This is a genomic window from Kitasatospora sp. MY 5-36, from assembly GCF_001182915.1.
GTDB lineage: Bacteria > Actinomycetota > Actinomycetes > Streptomycetales > Streptomycetaceae > Kitasatospora.
Map to the genome: position 1 here is coordinate 1 of NZ_LFVW01000228.1, position 16,686 is coordinate 16,686.

Here is a 16,686-nt window from a genome sequence, read left to right on the forward strand (position 1 = left end):
CCCTGGCTTGACAACATCATTGGGAATCTCCCTCTGGTGCCTATCCGGCGGTGATCGATGCGCGTGACCGGCCGCCCCGGCCAGGTGCCTCGTCACCTGGCCGGGGCCGCACGCGGGTGTGCGAACGGAATGGAGGAAAAGGGGTCCGGGACCGCGGGTCAGCCGACCGTCGTCGGGCGCGGCGCCAGGTCGGTCCAGTGCTGCTCGATGTACTCGAGGCAGGCCTGGCGGTCGTTCTCGCCGAAGGCCGTGGTCCAGCCGGCCGGGACCGCGAGCACGTTCGGCCACAGGGAGTGCTGGTTCTGGTCGTTGACCAGGACCAGGTAGCGGCCCTCGGCGTCCTCGAACGGGTTCGTCACAGCGGTTCTCCTTCTCTACGGGATGCACGGGACGTGCGGGATAAACGGATCGGACGTTCACGCAAGCGAAGGGGCGGCGCCCCGTGTCCTACGGGTGGAGGTACGGCCCGGCCGTTTCCGGGAGCCAGACGTCCTCCGGGTCCAGGGCGGCGGGCGTGTACTTGCCCAACGCGCTGATCAGCAGCCGCAGTTCGAAGGCGAGACAGGCGACCAGCCGGGCGATCCCGTCCTGCGGGTCCTCGTCCGCCGCGAGCAGGGCCGCCCGGCCCAGCCCGACGGCGCGGGCGCCGAGCGCCAGGGCCTTCGCGGCCCTGGCGCCCTCCCACATCCGGCCCGAGGCCAGCAGGCAGTTCGACCTGGACGGCGGCCCCAGCCGGCGCAGGCACTCGCCCAGCGGCAGGCCCACCTGGTCGAGGAAGCTGCTGGGCGCCCAGCCGCTGCCGCCCTCGGCGCCGTCCACGGTCACCGAGTCCGCGCCGCTCGCCCAGGCCACGACCGCCGCCTCGTGGATGTCGCGCCCGGGCGGGAGCTTCACCCAGATCCGCGCGCGCGGATAGTTGTTGCGCATGAACCGGATCTGCTGGCGCAGGATCTCCGCCGTGAACGTGCCCGGACTGCTGGACCGCAGTACCCGGTCGTCCTCGCCCTGCCCGTCGGCGAAGACGCTCTCGTCGGTGCTGTACCGATCCGCCAGCTGCGCCGCCACCTCGCGCTTCAGCACCGTCATCCCGCCGAGCCCGGGCTTGGCGCCCTGCCCCACCTTGAGTTCGAAGGCCAGGCGGCCGGACTCCAGCAGCGCCTTCGCGGCCGGGGCGCTGTAGATCTGGTTCCACACCTCGGCGTCCGCGTCCTCGGTGCTCTGCTGGAACGCCAACCCGCCCATGTCGTCCGGGAGTTCCTGCTCGTAGGCGCGCAGCCGGGCGAGCATGCTGTCGCCGGTGTCGGCGGAGGCGTCAGCCGAACCGCTGCCGGAGGCGCCGGCGAAGCCGTTGGTCGGCACCACGTTCTCGCCGATGACCAGCGGGATGCCCAGGCGTCCGGCCTGGCGGCTGGCCGCCAGGCCCAGTCCGGAGGAGGCGACCTGGGTGGAGCCGAAGGCCGACACGTACACCGGCAGCGCCGAGCGGAACCCGCCGATGTCGGTGGCGAGTTCGACGTCGCCGTAGAGCGGTTCGCGGGCCAGGTCGGTGAGCTTCTCCAGCCGCTGGGGCACGAAGACCGGCGGGACCAGGCGCATCGCGTCCAGCGCGTCCCCGCCGCGGGGCGCCACCGACCGTGCGTCGCCGCCCGTGCCGCCGGCGCCGAACAGCGTCAGGCCGTAGCCGTCCGTCGAGGGGAACGCGCGGGCGGCGCCCTCCCTGGCCCGGGACCGGATCGCGGCCTCCGGGAACCCCGGGGCGCTCAGCACCCCACTCACGGCGAGACCACCCCGGGGACCTTCGGGAACGGGGTGGCCTGCCAGACCGCGTCCAGCCCGGCGACGTAGCGGGTGAGCCGCTCGATGCCGATCCCGAAGCCGGCGCTGCCCGGGATGCCCTCGCGGACCATCTTCAGGTACCACTCGTACTTGGCCGGGTTCTCGCCGCTCTCCCGCATCCGGGCGATGATCCGCGCGTAGTCGAACTCCCGCTCGCTGCCGCTGATCAGTTCGCCGAAGCCCTCGGGGGCGATGAGGTCGAAGTTGCGCAGGACCTCCGGGCGCTGCGGGTCCTCGCGGTCGTAGAAGCCGCGCGAGCCCTTGGGGTAGTCGACGATGAAGAACGGCGCGTCGGACTTGTGCGAGAGCAGGCCCTCGCCCTGCCAGTCGATCTCCGCGTCGTGGTTCTGCTCGTGGCCCAGCCGTGCCAGCTCGGCCATCGCCTCGCCGTGGCTGATCCGCTCGAAGGGGGTGTCGCGGGTGAGCAGCGGGGTGAAGGCGTCCGCGTCGCGGCCGAGGGCGTCCAGGTCGTCGCCCAGCGTCCGCACCACGCGCTCGACCGCCGCGGTCACGATGGACTGCGCCACCCCCATCGCGTCCTGCTGGGTGGCGCCGGCGATCTCCACGTCGAACTGGTGGAACTCCGCCAGGTGGCGGCCGATGTTCGCGGTCTCCAGGGGTTCGAGCCGGACGTTCGGCGCGACGTAGAACACCTTGTCGAAGGCGAGCAGCGACGCCTGCTTGTAGAGGATCGCGCTGGTCATCAGCTTGTAGCGGTGGCCGTAGAAGTCGACGTCCACCTGCTTGGCGCCCCGGCCGCCCGGGTCCGTCACCGGTCCGATGATCGGCGGCAGCAGCTCCACGAACCCCTCGCCGAGGAGTAGTTCGCGCCCCGCCTGGACGATCTGGTTCTGGATCCGCAGCACGGACCGGGTCGCGGGGTTCTTGAGGTGGTCCGGCAGTGCACCGGGCCGTGCAGACTCGAACTCGCTGGTCAAGGGGTCTCTTCCTTCGGTTCTCTGGTCCTGCGGTCTCTGGTTCTGCGGTCTCTGGTTCTGCGGTTGTGGCAGGGGGTTCAGCCGGGGATCCCGGGGAGCCGGTCCAGCGTGGTGGCGGCGCGCTCGTCGAACGACCGCGCCACGTGGGACAGGGCCCGGAGCAGGTCCGAGGCGCTCATCGAGCGGTCGCCGGCGGATCGCCCGGACGGCCGGACGGGCAGGGCGCCGGTGTGCGACCAGCGCAGCCGCCCGTCGGACTCGATGTAGCTCCTGGCCCGCCCGGCGTTGTCCGGGTGCAGGCAGTACGGGACGTCCAGCAGTCCCCGGGCGAACGCCTCCACCAGGGCGGCGCCCACGTCCGTGTTCAGGCCGAGGACGGTGTCCACGAGCGCGGTCGCCTCGTCCAGGACCTCGCTGCCCGCCCCGGTGTCGGCCGGCGCCGATCCGCCCGCGTTCTGCGCGGCGAGCGCCGCGATCTCCAGGGCCTCGACGTTCTCCCGGACGGTGGGGATGCGGTGCGCCTCGGCCGCCGTCTTGACGATGAGCCGCTCCGCCCCGGTGCGGACCGCCAGCTCGGCGGCCTGCTCCAGCAGCAGCAGGGCGCCCGAGCGGGTGCCGGGGTAGACCCCCATGTAGTTGTAGATCACGATGTGGCGGTCGACGTCCGGCAGCAGCGCGTCGGCGAGCCGGCGCAGGGCCAGCACCGCCTCCCGGTCCTGCTCGGCGTTGGTCTGCTGCGCGTAGCTCAGCGAGATGCTGCGCAGTCCGTGCTGGCGGAAGAACACGCCTTCCAGGACGCTGATCGCCACCAGCAGGCTGGGCGGGCAGAGCTGGCCGAGCATGCAGCCGCCGAAGGTCTCGACGTGCGGTTCGACCTCGCCGTCGCGGGCCCGGACCATCAGCTCGCAGGACCGTTCCCAGTTCCGCACCGCCTCGCGCAGCGGCAGGCGGCCGTACGGCAGGCAGTAGGAGACCGGGCCGCCTTCGGTGGTGTCGAGCCCCGCTTCCAGCGAGGCGGCGATGATGCCGTAGGGGCTGGCCGAGCCGTGCCGCACCTGGACCGGGAAGTCGCGCTCGCGCACGCCCTCCAGCACCCCCCGGTTGGTCGCCGGGGGGTGGGTCCTGATCGGGTACCCGTTGAGGTCGCCGCCGCCGTCGACGGCCCGCCGGGCGTCGGCGAGCTTGCCGAGCCGGGTGTAGCTGTCGAGGGTGATCGTGCCGACCGTGGTGGCGTTGGCCGCCTTGACGGCGACCAGCCCCTCCCGCATGGCCAGCGGGTCGCCGAAGCCCATCCGCGGCTGCACCACCAGGTTGCCCCGGGCGTGCGACCGTCGGACGAAGTCGGCGAACGCGTTGACCGGCGCGTCGTTCATGGCGTGGGGGCGGCGCGGAGCTCCTCCAGGACGCGGCCGGTCCGCCCCGCCTTCACGGCGCCGAGGGCGGAGACGTACCGCTCGAACTCCGGCAGTCCGGCCGACTCGTGGAAGACCGCGGAGAACCCGGCGTCCAGCAGCCGGCGCGTCATGGACTCGCCGCCCCCGCCGCCCGCCCCGGCCTGCAGCTGCCGGCCGGTGCCGAGCTTCCCGCCGATGACGATCGGCGTGTCGGCGAGCTCCGGGACGGCGCGCAGCTCCGCGACGGCGGACAGCCCGTCGCTCTCGCCGTGGCCGTTGACGCTGCTGAGCACGATGAGGTCGGGGGCGTCGCGCCGGCACTCCGCCGCCAGTTCCGCGCCCGGCAGGCACGGGCCGAGGTTGCGCACCCGGTGTCCCCAGTCCTCCAGTTGGAGCTGGAGGAAGACGAGGTTCCAGGTGTGGGAGTCCGACTCGGTGCCGCTGACGATCACGTCGAGGGTGGCGTCGGTGCTCACCGCCGGCTCCTCTCGCTCGGGTCGAGGGCGGCGATCCTGGAGGGCAGCGTCTTCCAGACCTCCGGGGTGTAGAAGTGCCCGCCGGGAAGGACGTCGTGGCGGTACTCGCCCAGGGCCAGCGCGCGCCACTGCTCGCCCGCGTCGGCCTCGATGACGTCGTCGTCGGCGCCCGAGAGCATCTGCACCGGCATGCTGACGGTGGCGCCCTCGGTGTACCGGAAGGTGTCCCGGACCCGGATGTCGGCGCGCATCAACTCGACGGCCATCTCCTGGAGTTCGGGGTCCTCCAGGACGTGCGCCGGCATCAGGCCGTGGGTCTTCATCCAGAGCAGCAGGCCGTCGTCGTCGTCCTGCTGGGACGGGAACATGTCGCGGGGCGTCAGCCCGCGGGCGGGCGCGTTGGCCGAGGAGACGACCAGGTTCAGCGGCAGCGGCCCGCCGGCGCTCTCGATCCGCGCGGCGACGTCGAAGGCCATCCAGCCGCCCATGCTGTGCCCGAAGAGCACGTACGGGCCGTCGACGGCGGAGAGCACGGCCGCGGTGGCGTCCTGGGCCAGCTCCTCCCAGTCGGTGGCGAAGTCCTCCAGGAACCTGCCCTCCCGGCCCGGGTAGCAGATCGCCGACAGGGCGATGTCGGCCGGAACGGCGTCGGCCCACAGGTGGTAGGAGGCCGTCCCGCCGCCGCAGAAGCCCAGGCAGATCAGCGTCAGCGCGGCTCCCTCCGGGCGCCGGATGCTGATGACGGTGGTGTCCTGTGCGGTGTTCACTTGCCCTCCGTCCGACGGGACTCCACGAAGGCCGCCAGCCCGCGCAGTTCGGGGTGCTGGTAGACCTCCTTCGTGGACACGGTGATGCCGAACTGCTTCTTCAGCCGGCCGATGACGCGCAGCGCGATGAGCGAGTGGCCGCCCAGCGAGAAGAAGTTGTCGGTGGGACTGATCCGCGGCCGGCCGAGCACCTCGGACCACACGCCGGCGATCAGGGTCTCGAACTCGCCCTGCGGCTCGTCCCCGGCCTCCTGGCCGCCGTCGGCCCACAGGGCCTCGTCCACGGCGGGCAGGGCCCGGTGGTCCACCTTGCCGTTCACGCTCAGCGGCATGGCCTCCAGCGTGACGAAGGCCGACGGGACCATGAACGACGGCAGCAGGCCGCCCAGGTGCTCCTGGAGCTCCCGGGTGTGCGGGGCGCTCCCGCCCTCCGGGACGACGTACCCGACCAGCTGGTCGCCGGCGGTCGCGGTGCCGTGCAGGACGACGGCGGCGGTCCTGACCCCCGGGTGCGCGGCGAGCGCGGCCTCGATCTCGCCCAGTTCCACCCGGTAGCCGCGGATCTTGATCTGCCGGTCGACCCGGCCGAGGTAGTCGATGGCGCCGTCCGGGCGCAGCCGCACCCGGTCGCCGGTGCGGTACATCCGGCGGCCGGTGCCGGTCGGATCGGCGACGAACCGCTGCGCGGTCAGCGCGGGCCGGCCGACGTAGCCGGTGGTCACGGAGGGCCCGGCCAGGTAGAGCTCGCCCGGCTCGCCGACGGGCGCGGCACGCAGGTGCTCGTCGAGCACGTGGGCGGTGAACCCGGGCAGCGGGAGGCCGATGTGCGGGCCCTCGCCGGTGATCCAGCCCGCGGTGGCGTCCACCGTGCACTCGGTGGGGCCGTACAGGTTGATCGCCTCGACCGTCCCGGCGGCGCGGGCCTCGCCCAGCTCCCGCCAGACCTCGGCCGGCACCGGCTCGCCGCCCATGAACAGCCGCAGCACGCGGCCGTCGGCGGTGGGGGCGAGGAGGGCCTCGCGCAGCACCTCCCAGTGCGAGGGCGTCAGGTCCAGGTCGTCGACGGCGTGCTCGTCGAGCAGGGCTCGCAGCACGGCCGGGTCGGTGCGCTCGTTCTCGCCGATCACCACGATGCTGTCGCCCCGGCAGATCCGGGCCCACTGCTGGACGGAGGCGTCGAAGGAGATGCTCGCGTTCCAGGCCACCAGGCGCGGCCGGTCGGCGTAGAAGCCGGCGTCCTCGAGGTCCGCGGCGAGCGCGGCCACGCCGCCCCGGGTGGCCTCGACGCCCTTGGGCGTCCCGGTCGAGCCGGAGGTGAAGATCACGTACGCCGGGTCGGCCGGGGAGGCCTGTGCCGCCGGCGCGTCCGCGGCCGGCGCGGCGAGGGCGTCCGCGAGGGTGAGGACGTCGACTCCGGCGGGCCAGGCGGGACCGTTGCCGGGCTCCGCCAGGACGGTCCGCAAGCCGGCGCTCGTCACCATGTGGGTGAGGCGCTCCCGCGGGTAGGCCGGGTCCAGCGGCACGTAGGCGGCGCCGATCCGCCACACGGCGAGCAGGGCGACGACGAGGTCCGCGCCGCGGTGCATGCTGACGCCCACCCGGGCGCCGCGGCCGAGCCCGCGCTCGGCCAGTCGCCCGGCCAACTGCCTTACGTCCTGGTCGAGTTCGGCGAAGGTCAGGGTGCGGTCGGTCCCGCGTACGGCCATCCGGCCCGGGGTCGATTCGACCGTCCGCCGGAAGCGGACCATCGGGTCGACGGGTGCGGTCCGGGCCGCCGGGGCCAGGGGCTCCTCGGTGATGCTCACGCGGCACCGCCGGTCTCCGCCGAGGCCGCCACGGTGGGCCGGCAGTCGTCGAGCTCGACGGGGTTGCCCATCGCGACGACGATCTTCCGGTCGCCCCGGAACGGGTCGCGGCCGTGCGCCGTGAGCACGTTGTCGACGAGCATGACGTCGCCCGGCTGCCAGGCCTGACGCACCGTGGCCTCGGCGTAGGCGGTGTTGATGAGCTCGAGCTCGTCCCGGGTCAGGGGCTTCCCGTCGGCCACGCCGGTTTCGAACGGCAGGCCGTCCGCGCCGAATTCGTCCAGGAGCGTCTCGCGGAGTTCCTCGTCCAATGACCAGGAATTCCAGAAGGCCATGTGGTTGAACCAGACCTCCTCATCGGTGGCCGGGTGCCGGACGATACCGGGCCGCCGCTGCACCGTTTTCAGATTTCCCTCGCCGTCCCAGCGGCAGGAGATCAGGTTCTCCGCGCAGTACTGCTCGACGTCCTCGCGGCGCTCGGTCGCGAATGCCTTTTCCCAGCTCACGGAGATGTGTTCGGAGTAGCTCCGGTGCAGGGTCCAGCCGTGGGAGCGAATGCGCTCGACCAGGGGGGCGGGCAGGTGCCGCAGGACCTCCCGGCAATCCGCCACCGGCGTCGCCCCGCCTTCCTCGGGGGCGATGAGGCAGGCGAACATCAGGAGCCCGGGGAAAGTCAGGGTGTAGCTGTTCTCGTTGTGCATCCGGATCGACTGGGCCGGCGGCAGGTCGGTGGACGAGTAGACGTCGTTGCCGAAGCTGCTGCGCGGCGTCGCCTTCTCCCGGTAGGGCGTCCGCTGCGGGATGAGGACGTCCCGGACGAGCGCGAAGTCCTCGACGGAGGCGACCGGGAGGCCGCGCAGGTACAGCGCGCCGTACCTTTGAAGCGCGGTACGGAGGTCGGGCAGGAGCGCGTTCAGCCACGCGCAGGCCGCTTCGGCGCCTTCGAATCGAGGGACGACCAGGGTCGCCGGCTTGCCCTCCTCGAGGGTCCATTCCAGTTCTTGTGGCGCGGTGCTTGCAGAAGACATGACTCGATGCACCTTCCTCATGACGGAGCGCCACGGCGTGGTTCCGTGGTCGCCCCGGGGCAAGTTGAATCGTGATCAGAACCTCTGACCCGAGAACACGGTCATCGACCCGCGGGGGGTCGTCGTGCCGGGTCGCCAGGGAATTCGCGCGGCCCGGTTCAAGGGCCGACATCAGGACGGTTCGGCGGGGTGTCGCTGTTTCCGCCACCGGCGGCGGTGAATGGGCAGCCCAAGAGGCCGGCTCCGCAACGCCCGAAAAGGCGTCGACGAGCCGCTACCCGGGACCGTCAGGCCACCCCTGGCCGCACGTGCGGACTACCGGTACCGTAGCTCCGACCGGAGAACGTCGGGCTGCCGTCCGGCACGCCCGCACACCGATCCATTCCCCCCTCCCGAGTGCTCACATTCAGGTGCGGCGGAATCGCGCACCCGGTGTCGTTCCCCCGAGCTGCCGAGGCGGGTGCAGTACTCCCCCATCGCCTCGCATTGACCGTGCACCGCCAATCAGATCACACCAATGCGCTGCCGTGGAAGAAGTAGCAGAGGCAAGTTCGGAATCTTTAATGTCACATTCACGTCACCGACAGTGACGATTCCCTTACCGTATGGGGCACTTCCCGTGCTGAGGACGACGGGACACCGCCGTCGCCCGTCCGGCAACGGCGGCAACACCGGTACCAGAAGCCGGAGTTCCGCTTCCGGAACAGCGGTGCCCGGGCCGCCCTCCGGAGCGGACACGCTCGGGCCCGCTCCGGAGCAGGCGCACTCGGATCCGTCCTCCGGAACAGCGGCCGGCCCGGGCCCGTCCCTCCCGGCCGGCGCGCTCAGGCCCGCCCGAGGACGCGGTCGACGGCGATCTCGATGACCACCCGGTCCGGGTTGACCCGCGGCTCGCGGTAGCGCTCGGCGTACCGGCGCTCCGCCTCGGCGACCTGCTCGGGCTCCTCGCGGACGACCGCCACGCCCTCCAGCGTCGACCAGCGGGCCCCGGCCACCTGGCAGACCGCGACGCGCAGGCCCTCGGGCCCGGCCTCGGCGACGTTGCGGGCCTTGCGGCTGGTGCGGCTGGTGATCACCCGGGCGGTCCCCGTCTCCGGCTGGTACGTCACACCGACCGGCACCACGTGCGGCGTGCCGTCCGGGCGGGTGGTGGTCAGCGTGGAGATGTGCCGTTCCCGCCAGAAGGCGAGGAAGGATTCGTCGAGGTCGCGCGGGTCGTGGGCCATGCCCGCGATCGTACGGCCCCCGGGGAACGGTCGTTCCCCGGGGGCCGTGCGGGCAGCGGCGTCAGTGCCCGCGCGCGATCCACTCCGGCAGGGCCGGGGCCTCGGCGCCGATGGTGGTCGGGTCGCCGTGGCCGGTGCGCACCACGGTCTCGGCCGGGAGCGTCAGCAGCCGCTCGCGGATCGAGTCGACGATCGTCGGGAAGTGCGAGAACGACCGGCCGGTGGCACCGGGACCGCCCTGGAACAGGGTGTCGCCGGTGAAGACGGTGCCTAGCGCGGGCGCGTACAGGCAGACCGCGCCCGGCGCGTGGCCCGGGGTGTGCAGCACCGTCAGCTCGGTGCCCGCCACCTCGATCCGCTGGCCGTCGGCCAGTTCGCCGTCCGGCAGCCGCTCGGGGTGGGTGAGCTTCCACAGCGGCAGGTCGTCCGGGTGCAGCAGGATCGGCGCACCGGTGCGGTCGGCGAGGGCCGGGGCCGCGTCGATGTGGTCGTTGTGCGCGTGGGTGGAGACGATCGCCAGCAGCCGGCGGCCGCCGAGCGCGGCCTCGATGGCCTCGGCGTCGTGCGCGGCGTCGATCACCACCGCCTCCTCGTCGTTCCCGACGATCCAGACGTTGTTCTCCACCTCCCAGCTGCCGCCGTCGAGTTCGAAGGTCCCGGAGGTCACCAGCCAGTCGATCCGCGCGGTCACAGGATCACCACCGAACGGAGGACGTCGCCCTGGTGCATGCGCTCGAAGGCCTGCTCCACGGCGTCCAGCCCGATGGTCTCGGTGACGAAGGCGCCGAGGTCCAGGCGGCCCTGGAGGTAGAGGTCGACGAGCATCGGGAAGTCCCGCGAGGGCAGGCAGTCGCCGTACCAGGAGGACTTCAGCGCGCCGCCGCGGCCGAAGACGTCGAGCAGCGGAAGCTCCAGCGTCATCTCCGGGGTCGGCACGCCGACCAGGACGACGGTGCCGGCCAGGTCGCGGGCGTAGAAGGCCTGCTTGTACGTCTCCGGGCGGCCGACCGCCTCGACCACCACGTCCGCGCCGTTGCCGCCGGTCAGCTCGCGGATCGCCTCGACCGGGTCGGTGGTGCGGGAGTTGACGGTGTGGGTGGCGCCCAGCTTGCGGGCGGTCTCCAGCTTGCGGTCGTCGATGTCGACGGCGATGATCTTCGCCGCGCCCGCCAGCCGGGAGCCCATCACGGCCGCGCCGCCGACGCCGCCGCAGCCGATGACCGCGACCGAGTCGCCCCGGCCGACGTTGCCGGTGTTGATCGCGGCGCCGAGGCCCGCCATCACGCCGCAGCCCAGCAGGCCCGCGACGGCCGGCTCGGCCGCCGGGTCCACCTTGGTGCACTGGCCGGCCGCGACCAGGGTCTTCTCGGCGAACGCGCCGATGCCCAGCGCCGGGGACAGCTCGGTGCCGTCCAGCAGCGTCATCCGCTGCTTGGCGTTGTGGGTGTTGAAGCAGTACTGCGGGCGGCCCCGCTTGCACGCGCGACACTGGCCGCACACCGCGCGCCAGTTGAGGACCACGAAGTCACCGGGCTCGACCTCGGTGACGCCCTCGCCGACCGACTCCACGATGCCCGCGGCCTCGTGGCCGAGCAGGAACGGGAACTCGTCGTTGATGCCGCCCTCCCGGTAGTGGAGGTCGGTGTGGCAGACGCCGCACGCCTGGATCCGGACCACCGCCTCACCCGGGCCAGGGTCCGGCACCACGATCGTGGCCACCTCCACGGGCGCGCCCTTGGCGCGCGCGATGACTGCCTTGACCTGCTGGGGCATCCGATTCCACCTCCGTCTGCCGGTGCGGCTCTGCACCGGTCTGACCTGCGACAAACGACTGCAAGACGAACTGCCCACGAAGCGTATCGCCCACCCGGCCGCCCACCGGCGGAGCGCCCGGGGCGATCCTCCGCGGCACGGTGTGCTAGGGCCGGTCCGCTCACGTGGAGGCGGCTCACGACCTCTCCGGTGGCACGTGCCGGCCGGGTATCCGCCGGGGGCCCGGCGACAGTCCGGCGCGGCCGTGGCGGTGGGGGCGCACAGGTGGCACTGAGCGCCCGTCCGTGCGCCTCGAAGTGCCCGGAAAGCACCGGCGTTGGCTGGAAGTGCCGCAGACGGGCGCCCCGCCAGCCACGTACGGTCGTAGCTGAGACGGTCCAAGCGACCACGCTCAGCACACCCGCCCCACCCGTCGGCGCGTGACCCTGCGCCGGCCGCGCCGGATGCGCACCGACCGTGCGCCCCCGCACATTTCGCGCCAGACCCCCGCAATTCCCCCCCCGTAGGAGCCCGACCGAACCCCGGCCCGTGTCGAGCCGCCAGCCGGCCGCATCACCCGTCCCCCGCACCATCCCCGGATTCACCCCCCGTCGGGTCGCGCCCCGCGGCCCACCGTCCTGGAGTCTGGAGTACGGATGTCCACCGAGAACAGTGCGACCAGCGCCGGCACCGCCCCGCTCCCCCCGCTGCACTGCATGCGCCGGCTCGAACCCGGCCCGCCCCGCCTCGCCGCGCTGCCCACCGGCACGCCGGTCTGGCTGGTCAGCCGGCACGCCGACGTGCGCCAGGTGCTGACCGACCCGCGGCTGGGCCGCGCCCCGCTCTACGCGCCGGACGCCCCGCCGGTCACGGTCACGCCCAACATCCTGGACGATCCCCAGAGCATGCTGAACATCGACGGCACCGAGCACCAGCGGCTGCGCCGCACCGTGCAGCGGGCCTTCACCCCGCGCGCGATCGAGCGCTGGCGGCCGTGGGTGGCCTCGGCCGTCGAGTCGCTGATCGACGAGCTGATCGACCACGGCTCCCCCGCCGACATCATCGCGGGCTACTCCCGCCCGCTGCCGGTCGCGGTGATCAGCCGGCTGATGAACCTGGACAACCTGGACAGCAAGCGGCTCGCGCACTGGAGCGACCACGCGCTCTCCGCCACCGCCTACAGCGCCGAGGCGATCGCCACCGCGATGACCGAGTTCGCCGCCTTCGGCTCCGAGGTGATCGCCCAGCGCCGGGCCGCCCCCGGCGAGGACCTGGTCAGCGGCCTGCTCGCGGCCGCCGCCGAGGACGGCTCGATCACCGAGGGCCAGCTGGTCGCGCTGGTCATCGGCCTGGTCGTGGCCGGCCACGAGACCACCATGACCAGCCTCGGCAACGCCCTGGTCTACCTGCTCCAGGACGACCGCGAGGCCTGGCAGCGGCTCGCCTCCGACGAGGCCAGCGCCGTCGCCGCGACCGAGCAGCTGCTGCGCGCCGTCCCGCTCGGCGACCCCCAGGAGCACCTGCCCGGGCTGATGCGCCGCACCGTCGAGGACGTCGAGATCGGCGGCGTGGTCATCCCGGCCGGCAGCGTGGTCGCCGCCGACGCGGCCGCCGCCAACCACGACCCGGAGATCTTCACCGGGGACCTGCGCACCGAGCTGTTCTCCCCGCTGGCCGCTCCCACCCTCACCTTCGGCGCCGGCCCGCACCACTGCCTGGGCGCCTGGCTGGCCCGGATGGAGCTGGAACTCGCCCTGCACCGGCTGGCCCGCCGGCTGCCCGCGCTGCGGCTGGCCGACCCGGTCGAGCGGATCGACTGGCGGCGCGGCCTGCTCACCCGCAGCCCGAACTCCCTGCGGGTGGTCTGGTGACGGGCCGCGCGGACACCGATCCGGTGCTCGTCCGGGTCGACCGGGACCGCTGCATCGGCTCCGGGATGTGCGCCCTCAGCGCCCCCGACTCGCTGGCCCTCGGCGCCGACGGACTGGCCGCGCCGCTGGCCGGGTACGCGGACGGCGGCGCGGAGTTGACGGACGGGCTGAGCGAGGCCGTGGACTACTGCCCGGTCGAGGCGCTCAGCCTCCACTCGGCGCGCGGCGGCTACCGGATCGCCCCGGCGGAGTGACCCGGCGCCGGTGGCGCCCGACCGCGGTCGTTCGCGGCGGGCGCCGCCGGCGCGCTTCCCGAAGCCGCCGGGCCTTCCCGGCACTGTCAACCGATTAGCCGGGCTCATGGGTCGATGAGCTTATCGATCTTGTTCGGCCCCTCCGCCCGCTGATGGGCTGGCCCTATGACAAACGCCGAAGCCGTCGCCCCACCAGCCGCCCCACCCACCGCGCACCGCTGGCCCCCGGTCCTCGCCGTCGCACTCGCCACCTTCACCGTGGTGTCCTCCGAGATGATGCCGGTCGGCCTGCTCACCCCGATGTCCCACAGCCTCGGGGTCACCGACGGGGTCACCGGCCTCTCCCTCACCATCACCGGCCTGATCGCCGCCGCCCTCTCCCCCTTCGCCCCGCTGCTCGTCGGCGCGCGCGACCGCCGGACCGTCCTGGTCGCCTTCATGCTGCTGCTCGGCCTGGCCGACGCGGTCACCGCGCTGGCGCCGGACTTCGCGGTGCTGGCCGCCGGCCGCGTCCTGCTCGGCGCCGCCATGGGCATCGTCTGGGGCCTCGCCACGAGCGTCGGCCCGCGCCTCGCCGACGGCCCGCGCCTCGCGCTCACCATGACGCTGATCTTCTCCGGCGTCTCCATCGCCTCGGTCCTCGGCGTCCCGCTGGGCACCTACCTGGCCGCGCTGCTCGACTGGCGCGCCGCGTTCTGGGCGCTCGCCCTGCTCGGCGCCGCCTCCGCCGCCGTCCTCGCCGCCACCCTGCCCGCGCTGCCCGTGCACGAGCGCGGACGGCTCCGCGGACTGGCCGGCGCCCTGCGCCACCGGGGCGTCGCCGCCGGGATCGCGATCACCGCGTTCGTCGTGCTCGGACACTTCGCCGGCTACACCTACATCCGCCCGGTCCTCGAAGCCGACGCGGGCCTGAGCACCGGCGTGATCGCCGCCTGCCTGCTGGTGTACGGACTCGCGGGCGTCGCCGGGAACTTCACCCTCGGCCCGCTGTCCGGGCGCCGCCCGAAGACCGCCGTCGCCATCGCCCTGGCCGGGGTCGCCCTGGCCGCCGCCCTGCTCGCGTACGCCGGCGGCGTCGTCACCGTCCTGCTCGTCCTGGTCGTCTGGGGCGCCTCGTACGGCGGGGTGTCGGTCTCCACCCAGGCCTGGGTCCGCACCGCCGACCCGGCCCGGATCGAGGCCTCGGCGGCGGTCTGGGCGGGCGTGTTCAACGCGGGCATCGCGCTCGGCTCCTTCGCCGGCGGACTGGTCGTCGACCGGGCCGGGAACCGCGCCGTCCTGCTCACCGCGGCCGGGCTGGCGGCCGTCGGACTGCTGATCGCCCTGCTCTCCCGGCCCGACGACCGGCGGCCCTGACGGCGGCCCGATCACCGGCCCGGCCCGATCACCGACCCGGCCCGCGGCCCGACCGGCCGTCTGATTCCCCGCGGGCTCAGTCGAGGAGCCCGGCCAGCAGCTCGACGAACCCGGCCGCCAGCCGGTGCGGCCGCCGCTCGTGCTGGACCACCTCCAGCGCCGTCGGCTCCAGCCCGGGCACCGGCAGGAAGCGGATGTCCGGCCGCCGGACGTACGCCGTGCTGCGCTCGCACAGCAGCAGCCCCTGACGGGTGCCGGCCACCATCGACAGGCCCTCCTGGATGGTGGCCGCACCCGCCGGGTAGGCCAGCTCCCGCCCGCCCGGCGTCCGCCGGGGCGCCTGCGCCCACCGCCAGTACTCGGGCGCCGGGCCGCGCGGCTCGATCAGCGGCACCCCGGCCAGCTCCTCCGCGCCCACCCCGTCCGCGCCGTCCGCCCCGCCGAGGCGCCGCTCGGCGGAGACCGCCAGGTACACCGGCTGGCGGGAGAACTCCATCAGCACGTCCAGGCCCGGCTCCCGGCACGGGGCGAGCACGATCGCCAGGTCCACCCCGCCCCGGGCGAGGTGCGAGAACGGGTCCGCCCACGGCAGTTCGACCAGCTGCACCGTGCCCTCCGGCAGGCGCGCGAGCACCCGGGCGACCGGCTCGTACACCGCGCACTGGAAGCCCAGCCGCAGCGGCCGCGCGGTGGCCGCGGCGGCCCGGGCCGCGTCGTAGCCCTCCCGGAGCCGCTCGAAGGCGGGCACCACCTGCTCGGCCAGCGCCCGCCCCAGTCCGGTCAACTCAACCCGGCGGCTGGTCCGTTGGAACACCGGTGCGCCGACCCTGCTCTCCAGGCGCTTGATCAGCTGGGAGACCCGCCCCTGCGAGACGCCGAGGCGCTCCGCCGTCCGCCCGAAGTGCAACTGGTGGACGAGGACGGCGAAGCACTCCAGCTCCTGCAGCGGCAGCTCGGGCAGGACGGGAGTCCCGGAGGCTCCGGGGGCCGGCGTCGGTCGTTCCACCTCGGCAGTCTACGCGGGCCGACCGGCCGCTCCGCAGGCCAGCAGGGCGCGCAGCTCGGCGGCCGGGTCGCCCTCGTGGTAGGGGCGTTCGCTCTGCTCGATGTGGTCCAGGAACTCCTGGTACCGCAGGGCGTAGGACAGGTGGTAGAGCGGCTCGGCGAGTTCGAGGGCGCGCCGCGGGTCGGAGCCGGGGGCGTGGCGCTGCCAGGCCTCCGTCCAGACCCGGACGTGCTGCTGCCAGGCCTCCTCGCCGAGGTAGGCGCGCGGGCGCAGCCCGTCCAGGGCGGGGTGGCCGAGGCAGGAGTCGGCGTAGTCGACGACCACCGTGCCGGCGCCGTCGGAGCGCCAGTTGCCGGGGTGGAAGTCGCCGTGCAGCAGCGTCTCCGGCAGGCCGCAGTCGGCGAGCCGGTCCAGCAGCCCGGGCAGGTCGGCGGCGAAGGCGGCCAGCCGGTCCAGCTCCTCGGGCGTGAGGTCGGTCTCCTCGGCGAACCGGTCCGACAGGGCCGCCAGCTGGGCCGCCAGGGCGCGCGGGGTGCGGTCGCGCAGGCCGGCCAGGTCGGCCGGGCGGTCCGCGAGCGCGGCCTGGGCGGCGACGAGGCGGGGGACGACGTCGGCCACCGTCCCGGCGGAGGGGCTCCAGCAGTCCTCGCCGGGGACGTGGTCGAGCAGCAGCCGGCCGGCGGAGGGGTCGGCGGCGAGGACGGTCGGCACGAGCCCGCGGTCCACGCCGCCGAGCAGCGCGATGACCTCGCCCTCGTGGGCGTTGAACGCGGGCGTCGTGGTCTTCAGCCAGGCGTCGGCGCCGGTGGCGGTGGGGAGGCGGAACAGGCCGGAGAGGTTCCAGGTCCGGATCTGCCGCGCGGGCCCGGCCGACGGACGGCCGACGGCGGCAAGCCGTGCCTCCGCCCAGTCCAGCGCCTCCCGCAGGCCGTCGGGCGTGGCCCAGGCGGCTCGGCGCTCGGCGGGGCCGAGCAGCG

General features: G+C 73.9%; 16 protein-coding genes. 3 read left to right on the forward strand and 13 right to left on the reverse strand.

The window, feature by feature from the left end; genetic code table 11:
* Positions 1–158: 158 nt before the first annotated feature.
* The 11 genes from AE652_RS16805 to AE652_RS16855 all read right to left on the reverse strand — a co-directional run bounded on the left by AE652_RS16805 (position 159) and on the right by AE652_RS16855 (position 11,243).
* Positions 159–359, reverse strand: coding sequence for an MbtH family protein (locus tag AE652_RS16805; RefSeq protein ID WP_049652209.1), 201 nt, complete (start codon positions 357–359; stop codon positions 159–161).
* Positions 360–447: 88 nt separating this feature from the next.
* Positions 448–1,776 (reverse strand): glutamate synthase-related protein, encoded by a 1,329-nt coding sequence (locus tag AE652_RS16810; protein WP_049652210.1) that lies wholly within the window; start codon positions 1,774–1,776, stop codon positions 448–450.
* A complete protein-coding gene (locus tag AE652_RS16815; RefSeq protein WP_049652211.1) occupies positions 1,773–2,774 on the reverse strand; it encodes an asparagine synthetase A in 1,002 nt (333 codons plus the stop codon). Before AE652_RS16815 ends, AE652_RS16810 begins: the two co-directional genes overlap by 4 nt.
* 77 nt (positions 2,775–2,851) lie before the next feature.
* Complete coding sequence (locus AE652_RS16820) at positions 2,852–4,147, reverse strand: methylaspartate mutase (protein WP_049652212.1); 1,296 nt, start codon at positions 4,145–4,147, stop codon at positions 2,852–2,854.
* Positions 4,144–4,644: a cobalamin B12-binding domain-containing protein gene (locus tag AE652_RS16825; RefSeq protein WP_049652213.1), complete on the reverse strand. Its 501-nt coding sequence runs from the start codon at positions 4,642–4,644 to the stop codon at positions 4,144–4,146. The genes AE652_RS16820 and AE652_RS16825 overlap by 4 nt, the downstream gene beginning before the upstream one ends.
* Positions 4,641–5,411 (reverse strand): thioesterase II family protein, encoded by a 771-nt coding sequence (locus tag AE652_RS16830; RefSeq protein ID WP_049652214.1) that lies wholly within the window; start codon positions 5,409–5,411, stop codon positions 4,641–4,643. The genes AE652_RS16825 and AE652_RS16830 overlap by 4 nt, the downstream gene beginning before the upstream one ends.
* On the reverse strand, positions 5,408–7,216 hold the full coding sequence (locus AE652_RS16835) for a non-ribosomal peptide synthetase (RefSeq protein ID WP_049652215.1): 1,809 nt from the start codon (positions 7,214–7,216) through the stop codon (positions 5,408–5,410). The genes AE652_RS16830 and AE652_RS16835 overlap by 4 nt, the downstream gene beginning before the upstream one ends.
* The gene (locus tag AE652_RS16840) at positions 7,213–8,244 is read right to left on the reverse strand and encodes a TauD/TfdA family dioxygenase (RefSeq protein WP_049652216.1); all 1,032 of its coding nucleotides are present in this window, start codon (positions 8,242–8,244) and stop codon (positions 7,213–7,215) included. Before AE652_RS16840 ends, AE652_RS16835 begins: the two co-directional genes overlap by 4 nt.
* 824 nt (positions 8,245–9,068) lie before the next feature.
* Positions 9,069–9,470: a pyridoxamine 5'-phosphate oxidase family protein gene (locus tag AE652_RS16845; RefSeq protein ID WP_049652217.1), complete on the reverse strand. Its 402-nt coding sequence runs from the start codon at positions 9,468–9,470 to the stop codon at positions 9,069–9,071.
* Positions 9,471–9,531: 61 nt separating this feature from the next.
* Entirely contained in the window at positions 9,532–10,161 is a 630-nt protein-coding gene (locus AE652_RS16850; protein WP_049652218.1) for an MBL fold metallo-hydrolase, read from the reverse strand.
* Complete coding sequence (locus tag AE652_RS16855) at positions 10,158–11,243, reverse strand: S-(hydroxymethyl)mycothiol dehydrogenase (protein ID WP_049652219.1); 1,086 nt, start codon at positions 11,241–11,243, stop codon at positions 10,158–10,160. Before AE652_RS16855 ends, AE652_RS16850 begins: the two co-directional genes overlap by 4 nt.
* 635 nt (positions 11,244–11,878) lie before the next feature.
* Between AE652_RS16855 and AE652_RS16860 the strand changes: the two genes are divergently transcribed.
* The 3 genes from AE652_RS16860 (at position 11,879) to AE652_RS16870 (ending at position 14,703) form a co-directional block, all read left to right on the forward strand.
* Entirely contained in the window at positions 11,879–13,093 is a 1,215-nt protein-coding gene (locus tag AE652_RS16860; protein ID WP_049652220.1) for a cytochrome P450, read from the forward strand.
* A complete protein-coding gene (locus AE652_RS16865; RefSeq protein WP_074005728.1) occupies positions 13,090–13,347 on the forward strand; it encodes a ferredoxin in 258 nt (85 codons plus the stop codon). The genes AE652_RS16860 and AE652_RS16865 overlap by 4 nt, the downstream gene beginning before the upstream one ends.
* 165 nt (positions 13,348–13,512) lie before the next feature.
* Complete coding sequence (locus AE652_RS16870; RefSeq protein WP_049652221.1) at positions 13,513–14,703, forward strand: MFS transporter; 1,191 nt, start codon at positions 13,513–13,515, stop codon at positions 14,701–14,703.
* 76 nt (positions 14,704–14,779) lie between these two features.
* On the opposite strand, the gene AE652_RS16875 is transcribed toward AE652_RS16870, so the two are convergent.
* Both AE652_RS16875 and AE652_RS16880 read right to left on the reverse strand, forming a co-directional pair.
* Positions 14,780–15,709 carry a LysR family transcriptional regulator gene (locus AE652_RS16875; protein WP_053112088.1) on the reverse strand — a complete coding sequence of 310 codons (930 nt, stop codon included), beginning with the start codon at positions 15,707–15,709 and terminating at the stop codon, positions 14,780–14,782.
* A 9-nt stretch (positions 15,710–15,718) separates the two neighbouring features.
* On the reverse strand, positions 15,719–16,686 hold a 968-nt coding region (locus AE652_RS16880; RefSeq protein WP_049652222.1), incomplete at its 5' end, for an aminoglycoside phosphotransferase family protein.

Coding starts and splice junctions, on each gene's coding strand:
- AE652_RS16820 (WP_049652212.1), bottom strand. CDS start 4,147: ATGAACGACGCGCCGGTCAACGCGTTCGCCGACTTCGTCCGACGGTCG.
- AE652_RS16840 (WP_049652216.1), bottom strand. CDS start 8,244: ATGTCTTCTGCAAGCACCGCGCCACAAGAACTGGAATGGACCCTCGAG.
- AE652_RS16845 (WP_049652217.1), bottom strand. CDS start 9,470: ATGGCCCACGACCCGCGCGACCTCGACGAATCCTTCCTCGCCTTCTGG.
- AE652_RS16855 (WP_049652219.1), bottom strand. CDS start 11,243: ATGCCCCAGCAGGTCAAGGCAGTCATCGCGCGCGCCAAGGGCGCGCCC.
- AE652_RS16860 (WP_049652220.1), top strand. CDS start 11,879: ATGTCCACCGAGAACAGTGCGACCAGCGCCGGCACCGCCCCGCTCCCC.
- AE652_RS16870 (WP_049652221.1), top strand. CDS start 13,513: ATGACAAACGCCGAAGCCGTCGCCCCACCAGCCGCCCCACCCACCGCG.